Source organism: Mucilaginibacter sp. OK098, assembly GCF_900142915.1.
Classification (GTDB): Bacteria; Bacteroidota; Bacteroidia; order Sphingobacteriales; family Sphingobacteriaceae; genus Mucilaginibacter.
The window spans coordinates 686,994-700,219 of sequence record NZ_FRCM01000004.1 but is presented as its reverse complement, the minus strand read 5'-3'; the positions used below and the strand labels follow the sequence as shown (position 1 = coordinate 700,219).

15 protein-coding genes are annotated in these 13,226 nt (G+C 41.6%); 3 read left to right on the top strand and 12 right to left on the bottom strand.

The genetic code is table 11. The features are described from left to right. Nucleotides 1-2 precede the first annotated feature (2 nt). From BUE31_RS16650 to BUE31_RS16640, 3 genes are all read left to right on the top strand, one after another. On the top strand, nt 3-1,061 hold the full coding sequence (locus tag BUE31_RS16650) for an ABC transporter permease (protein WP_073404913.1): 1,059 nt from the start codon (nt 3-5) through the stop codon (nt 1,059-1,061). 52 nt (nt 1,062-1,113) lie between these two features. After that, nucleotides 1,114-1,674, top strand: coding sequence for a shikimate kinase (locus tag BUE31_RS16645; RefSeq protein WP_234997845.1), 561 nt, complete (start codon nt 1,114-1,116; stop codon nt 1,672-1,674). A gap of 108 nt (nt 1,675-1,782) precedes the next feature. Further along, complete coding sequence (locus BUE31_RS16640; protein ID WP_073404912.1) at nt 1,783-2,517, top strand: hypothetical protein; 735 nt, start codon at nt 1,783-1,785, stop codon at nt 2,515-2,517. Nucleotides 2,518-2,570: 53 nt separating this feature from the next. Here the strand turns inward: BUE31_RS16640 and BUE31_RS16635 are convergent, their stop codons facing one another. The 12 genes from BUE31_RS16635 to kbl all read right to left on the bottom strand — a co-directional run bounded on the left by BUE31_RS16635 (nt 2,571) and on the right by kbl (nt 13,029). Continuing rightward, nucleotides 2,571-3,080, bottom strand: a complete 510-nt coding sequence (locus tag BUE31_RS16635; RefSeq protein WP_073404911.1) for a phosphoribosyltransferase family protein — start codon at nt 3,078-3,080, stop codon at nt 2,571-2,573. 107 nt (nt 3,081-3,187) lie between these two features. Beyond that, nucleotides 3,188-3,589 (bottom strand): hypothetical protein, encoded by a 402-nt coding sequence (locus tag BUE31_RS16630; protein WP_073404994.1) that lies wholly within the window; start codon nt 3,587-3,589, stop codon nt 3,188-3,190. 124 nt (nt 3,590-3,713) lie between these two features. After that, nucleotides 3,714-5,117 carry a 23S rRNA (uracil(1939)-C(5))-methyltransferase RlmD gene (gene rlmD / locus BUE31_RS16625; protein ID WP_073404910.1) on the bottom strand — a complete coding sequence of 468 codons (1,404 nt, stop codon included), beginning with the start codon at nt 5,115-5,117 and terminating at the stop codon, nt 3,714-3,716. Between the two features lie 901 nt (nt 5,118-6,018). Next, on the bottom strand, nt 6,019-7,368 hold the full coding sequence (creD, locus tag BUE31_RS16620; protein WP_073404909.1) for a cell envelope integrity protein CreD: 1,350 nt from the start codon (nt 7,366-7,368) through the stop codon (nt 6,019-6,021). A 57-nt stretch (nt 7,369-7,425) separates the two neighbouring features. Then, nucleotides 7,426-7,638, bottom strand: coding sequence for a hypothetical protein (locus BUE31_RS16615; protein WP_073404908.1), 213 nt, complete (start codon nt 7,636-7,638; stop codon nt 7,426-7,428). Nucleotides 7,639-7,663: 25 nt separating this feature from the next. Further along, a complete protein-coding gene (locus tag BUE31_RS16610) occupies nt 7,664-7,969 on the bottom strand; it encodes a winged helix-turn-helix domain-containing protein (RefSeq protein WP_073404907.1) in 306 nt (101 codons plus the stop codon). Continuing rightward, nucleotides 7,966-8,586 carry a hypothetical protein gene (locus BUE31_RS16605; RefSeq protein WP_073404906.1) on the bottom strand — a complete coding sequence of 207 codons (621 nt, stop codon included), beginning with the start codon at nt 8,584-8,586 and terminating at the stop codon, nt 7,966-7,968. Before BUE31_RS16605 ends, BUE31_RS16610 begins: the two co-directional genes overlap by 4 nt. A gap of 214 nt (nt 8,587-8,800) precedes the next feature. Beyond that, on the bottom strand, nt 8,801-9,328 hold the full coding sequence (locus BUE31_RS16600; protein WP_073404905.1) for a transposase: 528 nt from the start codon (nt 9,326-9,328) through the stop codon (nt 8,801-8,803). A gap of 300 nt (nt 9,329-9,628) precedes the next feature. Next, complete coding sequence (locus tag BUE31_RS16595; protein WP_073404904.1) at nt 9,629-10,210, bottom strand: TetR/AcrR family transcriptional regulator; 582 nt, start codon at nt 10,208-10,210, stop codon at nt 9,629-9,631. Nucleotides 10,211-10,213: 3 nt separating this feature from the next. Then, nucleotides 10,214-10,627, bottom strand: a complete 414-nt coding sequence (locus tag BUE31_RS16590) for a Rieske (2Fe-2S) protein (RefSeq protein ID WP_073404903.1) — start codon at nt 10,625-10,627, stop codon at nt 10,214-10,216. 1 nt (nt 10,628) lies between these two features. Beyond that, complete coding sequence (gene pheS / locus BUE31_RS16585; protein ID WP_200801935.1) at nt 10,629-11,663, bottom strand: phenylalanine--tRNA ligase subunit alpha; 1,035 nt, start codon at nt 11,661-11,663, stop codon at nt 10,629-10,631. A gap of 175 nt (nt 11,664-11,838) precedes the next feature. Continuing rightward, a complete protein-coding gene (gene kbl / locus BUE31_RS16580) occupies nt 11,839-13,029 on the bottom strand; it encodes a glycine C-acetyltransferase (RefSeq protein WP_073404902.1) in 1,191 nt (396 codons plus the stop codon). Nucleotides 13,030-13,226 lie beyond the last annotated feature (197 nt).

Sequence of the window (13,226 nt, the reverse complement as noted above, 5' to 3'; positions counted from 1 at the left end):
AGATGATCAGCTACCTCATCCGAAAACTATTTTACGGACTTGCTGTAATGCTCGGCATTGTGGTGGTAGTGTTTTTCCTGTTCAATATTTTACCTGTAGACCCCGCCCGGATGACCCAAGGCCAGCGCGCCGACGTACAATCATTACAAGCCATCCGCAAGGAGTTTGGGCTGGATAAGCCTGTGCCTATGCAGTTTGCTTATTACTTGAATGATCTTTCGCCAATAGGCATTCATTTGAATAATAAAGAAGAGCAGCGGCGGTATCATTATGCAAAACTGTTTAGTGTATCGGGTGATAAGGTAGTCGCCCTAAAATGGCCATATCTGCGCCGTTCCTATCAAACGCATAAAGAAGTTGCCGTATTGCTGCTGGAGGTGATTCCTAACACACTGGTGCTGGCTACAACCGCTATGATCTTCGCTATCATCATCGGTGTTTTTTTAGGGGTGATAAGCGCTGTAAATCAAAATACCTGGATTGATAAGCTGGCCATTGGCTTTTCAACATTAGGCGTTTCCGCTCCTTCGTTCTTTGCGGGGATCATCATCGCCTGGGTATTTGGCTTTGAGCTGAGCAAGTATACCGGCTTGAATATGTCGGGCAGTTTATACAGCTATGATCCGTTTAAGGGTGAAGTAATTACCTGGAAAAATTTGATATTGCCTATGGTTACCCTGGGCCTGCGCCCGCTGGCTATTATTGTGCAGCTTACCCGCAATGCTATGCTTGATGTTTTGGGGCAGGACTACATCCGTACCGCAAAAGCAAAGGGATTAAGCAATAATGCCATAATATATCGCCATGCCTTAAAAAACGCCCTAAACCCGGTTATTACAGCAATAGCCAACTGGTTTGCGTCGTTGCTGGCAGGCTCTTTCTTTGTAGAATATGTGTTTGGCTATAATGGCCTCGGCAAAACCACAGTTGATGCCCTTGAAATGTCGGATTTCCCTGTGGTGATGGGCTCTATATTATTTATTGCCTTTATTTTTGTGGTGATAAATATTGTGGTTGATATGGTTTATGTTTGGGTTGATCCGAGGGTGAAGCTTTCGTAGTTCATGGTTCATAGTTGATGGTTCATGGCAGGAAGTCGATAGATGATGGTCTATGGCAGAAAAGATAATATTAATGAATAGTTTAGAAGATAATAGTTCAGCTACAAAAGGTTTAGGCCTGATATTCCTCATTGGCTTTATGGGCTGCGGCAAAACTACTCTGGGGCGTAAGCTGGCAGCCAGGCTGGGCTATGAGTTTATGGATCTTGACCACGTCCTTGAAACACAGGCCGGCATCACCATAGCCGAATATTTCGGCACCCATGGAGAAAATGCCTTTCGCAAGCTGGAATCTGAAGTTTTAAAGCAAACTAATTATCCTGAACATGCGGTTATCTCCACAGGTGGAGGCTTGCCCTGTTTTTTTGATAATATGCAATGGATAAATGCGCACGGCAGATCAGTCTATATCCAACTATCCCCTAAAACCCTTGCCGACAGGCTTGAACATGAAAAAGTTACCCGCCCCCTGCTGCATGATAAACACGGCGATGCGCTTATTGATTTTATCGATGAAAAATTAACGGAGAGGGAACCTTTTTATAAGCAGGCTACTATAGTTGTCAATGGGTTGAGTTTGACCGCTGAGAAAGTGGAAACATTGCTGAAATAATAGACAGACAAATTGTTTATTAATGTAACATTATCTTAAAGACAACCGTATATCTTTGCATACCCCGCAAATCACATCATTATATTTTATTACAACCTTACTATTATCATGAAGAGATCTTACTTTATTGCTTTTTGTTTATTGCTTTTGTGCAGCTTTTCTGTTTTAAAAGCCCAGGATGTTTACCAGCCCGGTTACGTTATACAGAATGATGGCACACGGGTAAGCGGTACAATTATTTTGTATGCAAATTCACCATGGCTCAATCAGCAGCATATCTTTTTAAAAGATTCTGTAGCAGTTGCAGCTAATCCCAATGGAGATGTTAAGCCCAAAAAGTATAAAACGGGCGACATTAAATATTACCAGGTTGGCGACCGTAAATTTGATAAAGTACATTTTGTTGAAAGCTCTGACCTTCACTTTAGAATTTTAGGGTCAAATGACCATATGCTGGAACGGCTGACTGCCGGAAGAATTGCATCATATCGCTATTATTCTTATCCGCCCGATATGGACACTTTCACTGGTTCATACGAAGATTATGAGAAACGGAAAACCCATGAGTTGCTGGCTGGCTATAAAGTTTTAGCAAGGAAAGATAACGACGGAAAATATCATGATATACTAAACGACGGCATTAAAGATTATTTAAAAGATGCTCCGGATATAATGAAGAAATACGAAGATGGCGCTTACGGAAATGAACCAACATCATCGGGCAAAGGACTTATGGCCAAGATGATAGCAAGAGCCAAAAAAACCACGTTCAAGCAGCAGGAAGCGGATGCTATTGTGGCTGCTTTTAATGAGTTTAATCAGGAGTATCCGGTTAAAAAATAGCACTCAGGTCAGATTTACGAAGTTTCAAAACTTCGTAAGTCTGGTAAGGTTTCTTACCTCAAATAAACCCCATCCTCTTCACCTTCCTCATCCAAAACAACATCAACAAACTCTTTTAAAACAGTTGATAAGGCAATCCCGGCAAAGTCGGTGGTCATTGGGAATTTTTTGTGGTTGCGGTCTATCAGTACAGCGGTGCGGAGTTTTTTTAGCGGTACATCGCGGAAAACACCGAAGCCATAAGCCAGCGTTTTGCCGCTGTTCAATACATCATCAACCAAAATAACCACCTTGTTGCTGCAATCCTGCACATCAAAATCAATGGTAGCTTTAAGGCTGGTGCTTTGCTTATCAAGCTCAATGCCTATCATTTTGCTTTTAAAAGGAGCAATATCATCCAAAATACTTTTTATTCTTTTGGCAATTTTATCGCCGCTGGGCAAAATGCCTGCAATCAGGATCTCTTCTTCATCAAAATTATCTTCCAGGATCTGGTAAGCAATCCTGTCGATCTTTTGCTGGATCTGCTGCTGGTTTAATATAAGGAGGTGTTTGTTTGACATGGTTTACTTTTGAACTTGTATTTGGTGCGATGGCAGGATCTTTTTATTACAAAAACCCATATTGCTTCTTCCGGGTAGAAGATGTCGCACGTAACAAATCTATAAATTTATCCTTTCAAATACGGCACATATACAAAATTTGCTCCCTCTGGCACCACCACAAATACACACATATAATCGTGCGGGTTTTTATAGCTGCTGATAAAGCGCTCTTTCAGGATCTCCTTTATCACACCTTTCTCCACAAACTCTTCAAGTGTTGAGGCGTGAATGCTCCATTCGGTGTTCAGGTCAAAGCGATCGAGGATCAGCTCGCCTAGAGCCAACTCGTGCTGGTGCGCTATAAATATCGGGTAGCTGGATAACCCCTCCACCATAATTTCTACAGCAACCTCGCGGATAGATTCATTAAAAAATTTCAAATCCTTCTCCAAACTCAGCAGCGGACTTTCTTTCTTTGGCTCCCCGCCGTTATCTCTATTTTCGTTTAAAAGTTCTTCCGGTTCCATATTATTTGTCTGAACCATGATTTACATGATTCGTGGATTTCTTGATTAAATAATTTACCTGTTAAATTTTTCCTTCCATGGTCCATTGTCTATGGACTAACGGCTATGAACCATCAACCATGAACTACCTCAACAAAAGCAACACTACATTCTCCACATGCTGTGTATGCGGGAACATATCAACCGGCTGAATCTTTACGGTATCATATTTCTCCTTCAATACCAGCAGATCGCGGGCTTGGGTTGCGGCGTTGCAGCTTACGTAAACAATTTTTGGTGCTTCAATTTCCATGAGGCGGGCAACCACATCAGGGTGCATACCTGCGCGTGGCGGATCTGTGATGATCACATCCGGCTTGCCATGCTCAGCCACAAAATCTGCCACCAGCACATCTTTCATATCGCCTGCAAAAAATTTAGTATTGGTGATATTATTGATAGCCGAATTAATCTTTGCATCCTCAATGGCCGATGGCACATATTCAACCCCTACAACTTCTCGTACACTGCCTGCAATAAAGTTGGCAATGGTGCCGGCGCCGGTATAAAGGTCGTACACTAACTCATTACCGGTAAACCCTGCAAAATCACGTGTTATTTCATAAAGCTTTAATGCCTGGATCGAGTTGGTTTGATAAAATGATTTTGGCCCGATGCGGAATTTTATGCCGTTCATCTCCTCGTGGATATATTCCGGGCCTTTAAATGCAACTACTTCCTGGTCAAAAATGGTATCGTTCTTTTTTTGATTGATGATGTACAGCAGCGAAGTAATCTCCGGAAAATTGCTGTCGATATAACTCATTAGCTTATTTACCTGCTCTTCATCCACATAAGCAAAAACCACGATCACCATAACCTCGCCGGTTGATGAGGTACGCACGATCAAATTGCGTAATGCGCCTTCATGACCTTTCAGATTATAAAAAGTATAACCTTCGCGGATCACAAACTCGCGGATGCTGTTGCGTAGTGTGTTGGATGGTTCGGCTTGCAACCAGCAATGGTTTACATCCAGGATCTTATCAAACCTGCCGGGGATGTGAAAGCCCAGCGCATTCATGTTCAGTTCTTCGTTGTCGCGGCTCTCGCCGTCATACAGCCAGCGTTTGTTGCTGAAAGTGTATTCCAGCTTGTTGCGGTAATATTTATCAGCAGGGGAGGGCACAATGGCGTCCATTCCGGTAACGTCTATTTTAGCTAACCGGGTAAGTGCATCCGCAACCGATTTTTGTTTAAATTTTAGCTGCGCCTCGTAGGTCATGTGCTGCCATTTGCAGCCACCGCAGGTACCAAAATGCTCACAGAATGGTTGTGTGCGGTACTCCGATGCCTTTTTTAACTCGGTTATTTTGCCTTCGCCAAAGCTCTTTTTACTTTTATAAACCTGTACGTCAACAATATCACCTGGTACGGCTTTGTCAACAAAAAGCACAAAGTCATCAGCTTTGCCTACACCTTTACCTTCTTCGGCAATGTCAATAATGGTAACGTCTTCAAAAAACTTCTTTTTAGCAACTTGATTCATCAGGCTGCAAAGGTAGGGGTTTTGTTGGAGGTTGTAAAGGGTTGTAAAAGTTGTAAGTGTTGTAAGGGTTGGAGTTGTTGTAAATGTTGAAGCTACTTCTTTACTGTATCTGTATCGCAGGGCTTCGCCCTGCGCTGGTGGATGTCACCCTTTCAGGGCTTAATAAGAATTTTCTGCCCCTGAAAGGGGCTAACATATCAGCGCACGGCAACGCACTGCGATAGAAACATCCCCCCCCGAAGTCTGTGTTCCCACAGACTTCTTTAGGACAAGTCTGCGTAAATATCCGGGTTAATCTTCCCAGACCAAAGGAAAGGGTCTAATCCATCAGCGCAGGGCAACGCCCTGCGATAAAATCCCCCCCTGAAGTCTGTGTCCTCACAGACTTCTTTAGGACAGATCTGCATAAACATCCAGCGTAATTAAAGCACAATAAATTATGGTTGACCGTAAATCTACTATCAACAGGGAAGAGAAAAAGAGCGCAATCAAATAAACATATTCACTATCATTTGCCAAAAATCATCAGGCTCAACGGGTGTAATGTCAAATTGCGCATCAATCATGTCTGAAAATTCAAGAAGCTCCCGACTCATATTAATTGCTTTAGTATTGTAAATTACGATAATTATATACCAAAAACCAAATTGGTATTATGTTTTTTAATAAAATTTTTTTACGATACCTTGCCCACGAGTAAAATGGTTAATGATTAAGTAAAATGCCCGGCGAAACTACTACGCTGGCTATCCATACTTTTAGGTTGTATATCAATTTGTTTGTCATCAATATTAGAGGCCCTTAATTTTCCGTGTTCTCTGTGCCTCCTTTGCGGCCTCTGCGTTAAAAATTAACCACAGTGAACACTAAGAAGGCACGGAGATCGCGGAGTTGAGATGAATTACTGCCTGTCCCAATTGATCTTACGCGAGAAATACATCAGCATCCCCACAATTATAAATAAGGCCACGCTGCCAATAATCAGTGCAAAATCTTCCAACTGGATGATCACAAAAATGAAAACATAAAACACTGATAAAATAAAACCAAAAAGCAGAGCCGCATTCCTGTTTTTAAGCAGGGAGCCAATAAACGTGGTGATAAGTCCCACCGTTGCAACCGATGCCACCAGGTAAGCCGGGTTAAAACCAATCTGCTCTGAAAATGAGAGCAAAAGCGAATAATAGATGATCATTGCGGCGCCTATCAGCAGGTAATTAAATACATGGACCTTTTGTTTGCGGATAACCTCGGTAAGAAAAAGCGAGATGAACGTCAGCATTATTATCAGTAAAGCATACTTGCTGGTGCGCGTAGTTTTCTGATACTGATCAACCGGTAAACGCAGCTTTACGCCAAATGATGCATCAGCCTCCTTTTTATCATCACTTAATAAAGTATCGTTACCAACCCATTGCTGCGGGTAGGGCCTGTTATAGTAGAGCATTCGCCATTTTGCCGAGAACCCGCTGCTATCAACCACGCGGGTATCAGGCAAATAACGGCCGTCAAAACTTGGACTGCTCCAGTTTCCTTTTGCTTCAACATCGGTTGTTTTTCCAAGATGTAAAAAGCTCAATTCCTGGCTGCCTTTTAAATCGAGCGTAAAATCAAAAGGGATCTCACCTGTTTTAGCTGTTAAGTTAACATTGGCCTGCAAGCCACTGCTAAAAGGGGAGTGGCTGTCAAAAATAGGCTCTGCCTGTGATGCCTGGCCTGCTACGTTTATCACAGGATTTGTTTTTAAACCTTTCAAATCAGAAATGCTAAACGCGATGCGCGCCTTTTCAGGGAGCAACTGGGTAGGTAACAAATTAAGCGCGTTCAGATCAGCCGGCGCAAAATTTCCTGAAACCTTTACAATGGTGTTGTAAACCACTACGTCAAATATTCCGCGATGGAGGATCTCTGTCTTTAGCTCCGCTTTAATATGCAGGTTATCAGGTAATACGTATAAATTCTCCATCACATCTTTCTCTGCTTCTTTTTGCGAATCGTCCATGTATTTAACATGCTTTTTATAAGGGATGGTTAATACTGGTCCGCGGATCAACTGACTGGCAGACCATTTATCTGATACATCCTTCATCATTTCATCTTGTCGCGTTGCCCGTTCCCTGATCAGGTTCTCTACCAGTGATGACGGGATCAGGAGCACCAGGATAAGAAACCCAATAAAGGCCAGCTTCACGGTTACTGATTCCTTTAACCAATGCATAAAGCCTCGTTTTTCTTCAATTTGTTCTGTCATGATTGTTTATTTTAAAGTACTTTGTATTTCAAAGTAAATGGATAAAAAAATAGTTTTTTATTGTTCAATAATTTGTTTTTGCTTTGATCCGGTCACAATAAGATATGAGTTTAAAATCAAAAGGCACATCATCCCAATGTATGAGATCTTTTCCGGCAGGGTACCCCTAAACCCTTCATTGATCCCATTATAGGTAACCCATAAAATAAACAGGATGTTACCGCTGATGGCGGCAAAACGTATCAAAAAGGCTGAATTTTTGTTCTGCATGATCATTCGTTTTAGTGATAAAAAATTATTTAGTTTTCTGTTGTTTTATTAATTGCTCCAAAGCATCCAAATGCATCCGGAAAGCTTTTTTTCCTTTTTCTGTCGATTCATAGGTTGTGTTTGGCTTGCGGCCTAAAAATGCCTTATGCACCACAATATATTCTTCCTTCTCCAGCGCTTTCAGGTGCGATGCAAGGTTACCATCGGTGGTGTCCAGCAGTTCTTTAAGCGAGTTAAAGTCATACCGGTCATTCACCATCAGCACGCTCATGATCTGTAACCTCAGGCGGTTCTCAAATGCTTTATCAAGTTTTTCAAAAGGGACTTTCACCTGTCGTATTTAAAGTACATCATGCTGCCGTAAACAATATGCAGCACACCAAAACCAATGGCCCAAAATAACAAACCATACCCGGGTAAGCAAGCGGCAATAAGCCCTAAAATTATTTCGCAAATACCCAGGTATTTAACCAGCGTGAAAGTGAAGTTGCTTGCACTTACTAATGAGAGGCCGTAAAAGATGAGTGATGATGGGCCAACTATTCCATAATAACCACGGAAAAGAAAAATAAGTATAACCACTCCGCCTGTTACCAAAGGTGTTGCCATGTGAAATAATAAAGCCTGGCTTGTTTTTCCCCAAACCGACTGGCCCTTTCGTTTTGCCTTTTTGGTTGTTAATATCACCCCGGTAACTACTGATAGTAATAAAGTAAATGCACCTATAGCTATTAAATTGTAAAGCGGGACCGGATCTGTATGAAGATTTAAGGTTGTGTAAATTCTTGAGCTTCCGCTGTAAACTATACTGTAGGCTAAACCTGCAGCTATCAACGCATACACACCTGCCAAGATCCCCGAAAGGCCACTGAGGGATATGAATTTTGAGGATCGCTCCATCAGGCTGCGGATGGAGGCCAGCTCATCTTGAATTTCTTTTTCTTTCACTTAAAAGTACTTTGTTGTTCAAAGTAAATGATAATTATTTGATTGTGCAAATTTTATTTCGGATTTCGGATGTTCGATTTCGGATTTGATTATTCTATAACTTCTCCGCCGTTGTTGGTGTTGTCACCAACAACAGATGATGCCCTGGGTATGTACTAAGCCGTGGAATGCTTTAAAGAAGATATTGTGATTATACATAGGATGATGATAAGATTTAGCCATTATAGTGTGTTAACAAGCCAAATTCATCAACACCAGTTTCATAAAACCTGGCTGATGAGTATCTATAATCTTCAGGGTACAAAACCAATTTCCATTTGTCCTGTAAAGGATTGTAGTGGATATATTCCAGTTTTTGCATAAACACCCTTGGACTCCAAAGCTCAACGCTCAAAGCATTTCGTTCCCAAAATTGGTATTGCCTGTCACTAGTATTTACCTGAAAATCTGATAAGCGGGAGTCATTTGTATCTATGAGCCTGAATTTCATTTGTTGTGCAGTGAATTTAAGAAAGCGCATTTGTATGTTTTCTCGTTTAAATCCATCCTGTATTTGCCATATCAGGTGGATATGGTTTGGCATTATTACAAAACCATATACTATAATACTTTTTTCTTTCTTTAAAAACAGCAAGCTATTGATGATAATATCCTTAAACTCATCTTCTTTCAATAAATGTTTCCATTCTAGTATAGTCGCAGTGAAAAAATGGGGATGATGGTCAAAGTTAATATCTGCCATTGTTTAAGTGACGTGGTTTGGTAATTTAAAATGATAAGCTATAATCAAATATAGATATCTATCTTTTAACTGCAAACCGTCTTCGATAGCTGGCTGTAGTGCAAGCTGAATATGATCTGGCAAATGTATAATCCAAATCACAAGCACTTTCCGCCTGTTGGTGACAACGCCAACTAGGGCTAAATCAGAATTTGGAAAGTCAACTTTATAGTCTAACCACAAGCACTTTTCGCTTGTTGGTGACAACACCAACAAGGGCTTCAGGACTTCCGAAATCGAAAATCCGAATTCAGAAATTCCTTAAATAGTAATCGCCGCCTTAACCAAATAAGGCAGAATCTCTTTTTGAAATGAAACAAAGTTTTTACGTACGTCGCTATCGCTTACTGAGGTAAAGGCAAAGCTGAATACAATGCTTTTGCTGCATTTGATTAAAAAACGAAGGCGTTGCAGGTAATTTTCCTGCCTGCGCAGCTCGGTTAGCTGCGAAAAAACGCTTACCAACATTTCTTCCAGCTCGTTCGACAAGTTCTTCAGAAAATCCTGCGAATTGGTTGATTCGCGGATAAAATCCCAGCCTATAAACTCATTACACACGGTGTAGCTAAGCCGGCAGGTTTTCATGATCAGGATATTTAAATGGGCTTCCTCATCCATGCCCGGGGTATCATGGTGGATCAGGTCATCAACGCTCAGCTTAATATAATCCATCAGCAGGGAGTGTAAAACATCTTCCTTGCTGTTAAAATACTTGTAAATAGTAGCTTTGGCTATCTTAGCCCGCTTGGCAATTTCGTTTACACTGGTTTTATGATAACCGAATTTCCGGAACAACTCCTGCGCTGCCCGCTTAATGCTTTCTTTTATTTTATCGGCTTCCATGTATCAATTAGATACAAATATCTCAAAATTACTGACATTTACGATATATGACCGTAAGGATTTGGTAGCAGGTGCTTTTACGGGGGTACCATCGGTTAATGAAAACTTCGATCCGCTGCATGGGTCAGTAGCTGTAAAGCCCGATGCATCAACAGTTACAGCACATTTTTTTTCAGGCTGATAGCTGCTGCAGCGATCGTAAGCAACGTAACTTCTGTCGGGTGTTCTGTATAAAATAAGCCCTGCAACTCCGTACCCGGTTATTACAACATACCCTCCGCTTGCGTTTAATGGGGCTAAGCGCGGATCTGTTAATGATGCCTGGAAATTTACCGGGACACTTGGTATAACATCACCCTGTTTGCCGCATGATAAAAATGCTAACGGGACAACCAATAACAGTAATAATTTCTTCATATTATATAATGTCTGCCTGGAATTGCTTTAAAAAACGAACATCGTTTTCAGAGAATAAACGCAGATCACGTATAACATATTTTAAGTTGGCAATTCTTTCTATCCCCATGCCGAATGCGAAGCCGGTAAATTTGGCACTGTCGATACCGCAATTTTCCAAAACGTTAGGGTCAACCATGCCGCATCCTAAAATTTCTACCCAACCGGTATACTTGCACATATTACAGCCCGATCCTCCGCAAATGGTGCAGGAGATATCCATCTCGGCCGATGGCTCGGTGAATGGGAAATATGACGGACGGAAACGTACTTTTGTGCCTTCGCCATAAAGCTCCTGCACAAAGTGGTAAAGGGTTTGTTTAAGATCGGAGAACGAAACATTTTTATCAATATATAAACCCTCAACCTGGTGAAAAAAACAGTGTGCACGCGCTGAAATGGCCTCATTACGGTAAACCCTGCCCGGCATAATAGCGCGGAACGGTGGTTTGCCGTTTTCCATCATCCTAACCTGCACCGATGAGGTATGGGTACGCAAAGCAATATCATCCTTACCATGATTTTTCTTGATAAAGAAGGTGTCCTGCATATCCCTTGCCGGATGTTCCTCAGGGAAGTTCAATGCGGAGAAGTTATGCCAGTCGTCTTCAATCTCCGGCCCTTCAGCCACAACAAAGCCTAAACGTTTAAATATATCGATGATCTCGGTACGAATGAGCGATAGGGGATGGCGTGAACCCACAGCAAAACCATCGCCAGGTAAAGTTAGGTCGATTTCGGATTTCGCATTTACGATTTCGGATTTAAGACTCTCCTGTAACTCATTGTATTTTGCTTCAGCAAGCTGCTTAAACTGGTTAAGCACTTTACCAAATGTGCGTTTCTCTTCAGGACCAACAGTTTTGAATTGTTCAAACAGGTCCTTAATAATTCCCTTAGTGCCTAAAAATTTTATCCGGAATGTTTCCAGTTCATCTGCATTAGCAGGTGAAAAAGCGTTTATCTCGGCGGTATATTGATCTATTTGGGCTTGCATTATAAAAAATTGAACTACAAATTTAAGGTAAAATTTCAAATTGTCATTGCGAGGTACGAAGCAATCGCGAACTGTACACAACCAACATACAAATTCTTTACCGTTCTATTTGCTCTGTAAAGTTCGCGGTTGCCGCGCTATCGCTCGCAATGACATGTCGTTGTATAGAGCGAAGTTATTTTATCACACCCAATTCTTTTCCAACCTTGGTAAATGCTGCAATAGCTTTATCCAAATGCTCCGGATTATGTCCTGCCGAGATTTGCACCCTGATGCGTGCTTTCCCCTGTGGAACTACAGGGTAGTAAAAACCGATTACATAAATACCCTCCTCAAGCATTTTTGCAGCAAATTCCTGTGCAAGCTTTGCTTCATACAGCATAACCGGCACAATAGGGTGTACACCCGGTTTAATATCAAAACCTGCTTCGGTCATTTTTTGGCGGAAGTATTGGGTGTTGCTTTCCAGCTTATCGCGCAGGTCAGTAGTTTCGCTCAGCATATCCAACACAGCTATTGATGCGCCTGTAATTGATGGTGCAAGTGTATTTGAAAATAAATAAGGCCTTGAACGCTGGCGCAGCATATCAATAATTTCTTTACGTCCGCTTGTAAAACCTCCCGAAGCGCCACCCAAAGCCTTACCCAGTGTACCTGTAATAATATCTATCTTACCCATCACACCGTGATGCTCGTGTGTACCACGTCCTGTTTTACCCATAAAGCCCGAGCAATGGCTCTCGTCAATCATTACCAAAGCGTTATATTGTTCGGCTAATGCGCAAATTTTATCAAGCTGTGCAATAGTTCCATCCATGCTGAAAGCACCATCGGTAACTATAATTCTATGACGGCAACCGGCACTGGCTTTAAGCTTTTCTTCCAGGTCGGCCATATCATCGTGTTTGTAACGCTGGCGCTGGGCCTTGCATAAACGTACGCCATCAATAATGGAGGCATGGTTTAATTCATCAGAAATAATAGCATCCTGTTCATTAAACAGGGGCTCAAAAACACCGCCGTTGGCATCAAAAGCAGCAGCGTATAAAATGGTGTCCTCAGTTCCCAAAAACTCAGCTATCTTTTTTTCAAGTGTTTTATGGATATCCTGGGTGCCGCAAATAAAACGAACAGACGATAGTCCGTAGCCATGAGTATCCATAGCCGTTTTTGCCGCCGCAATAACTTTCGGGTTGTTTGATAAGCCCAGGTAATTGTTGGCGCAAAAATTTATGACCTCTTTACCACCCTGTACAGTAATATCGGCGCCCTGGGGCGATGTTATTATCCGTTCCCTTTTATATAAACCGGCATTTTCAATATCGGTTAGTTCCTGTTGTAATACCGGTTGTAATGTGTTATACATAATGAGTCAGTTTTTGAGAGTGCAAAATTATCCTATTATTTCGGATTTCGGAATTTCCATTTCGGATTTGTTTATTTTCTGAACCGGGATTAAGGAGATTTAGGGATTAAATAGGATGTGTTTAGAATCCTATAATTATTAAATCGAGATTCATCTTTCGGACTTTCCGACTTCCCAAAAACCTTTCACCTTTATCC

Bases quoted from the DNA above. Each gene is read 5' to 3' on its own strand.
- kbl (WP_073404902.1), bottom strand. From the start codon at position 13,029: ATGTATAACACATTACAACCGGTATTACAACAGGAACTAACCGATATT.
- BUE31_RS16600 (WP_073404905.1), bottom strand. From the start codon at position 9,328: ATGGCAGATATTAACTTTGACCATCATCCCCATTTTTTCACTGCGACT.
- BUE31_RS16650 (WP_073404913.1), top strand. From the start codon at position 3: ATGATCAGCTACCTCATCCGAAAACTATTTTACGGACTTGCTGTAATG.
- rlmD (WP_073404910.1), bottom strand. From the start codon at position 5,117: ATGAATCAAGTTGCTAAAAAGAAGTTTTTTGAAGACGTTACCATTATT.
- BUE31_RS16635 (WP_073404911.1), bottom strand. From the start codon at position 3,080: ATGTCAAACAAACACCTCCTTATATTAAACCAGCAGCAGATCCAGCAA.
- BUE31_RS16595 (WP_073404904.1), bottom strand. From the start codon at position 10,210: ATGGAAGCCGATAAAATAAAAGAAAGCATTAAGCGGGCAGCGCAGGAG.
- BUE31_RS16615 (WP_073404908.1), bottom strand. From the start codon at position 7,638: ATGCAGAACAAAAATTCAGCCTTTTTGATACGTTTTGCCGCCATCAGC.
- pheS (WP_200801935.1), bottom strand. From the start codon at position 11,663: ATGCAAGCCCAAATAGATCAATATACCGCCGAGATAAACGCTTTTTCA.
- BUE31_RS16640 (WP_073404912.1), top strand. From the start codon at position 1,783: ATGAAGAGATCTTACTTTATTGCTTTTTGTTTATTGCTTTTGTGCAGC.
- BUE31_RS16590 (WP_073404903.1), bottom strand. From the start codon at position 10,627: ATGAAGAAATTATTACTGTTATTGGTTGTCCCGTTAGCATTTTTATCA.
- BUE31_RS16645 (WP_234997845.1), top strand. From the start codon at position 1,114: ATGGCAGAAAAGATAATATTAATGAATAGTTTAGAAGATAATAGTTCA.
- BUE31_RS16630 (WP_073404994.1), bottom strand. From the start codon at position 3,589: ATGGAACCGGAAGAACTTTTAAACGAAAATAGAGATAACGGCGGGGAG.
- creD (WP_073404909.1), bottom strand. From the start codon at position 7,368: ATGACAGAACAAATTGAAGAAAAACGAGGCTTTATGCATTGGTTAAAG.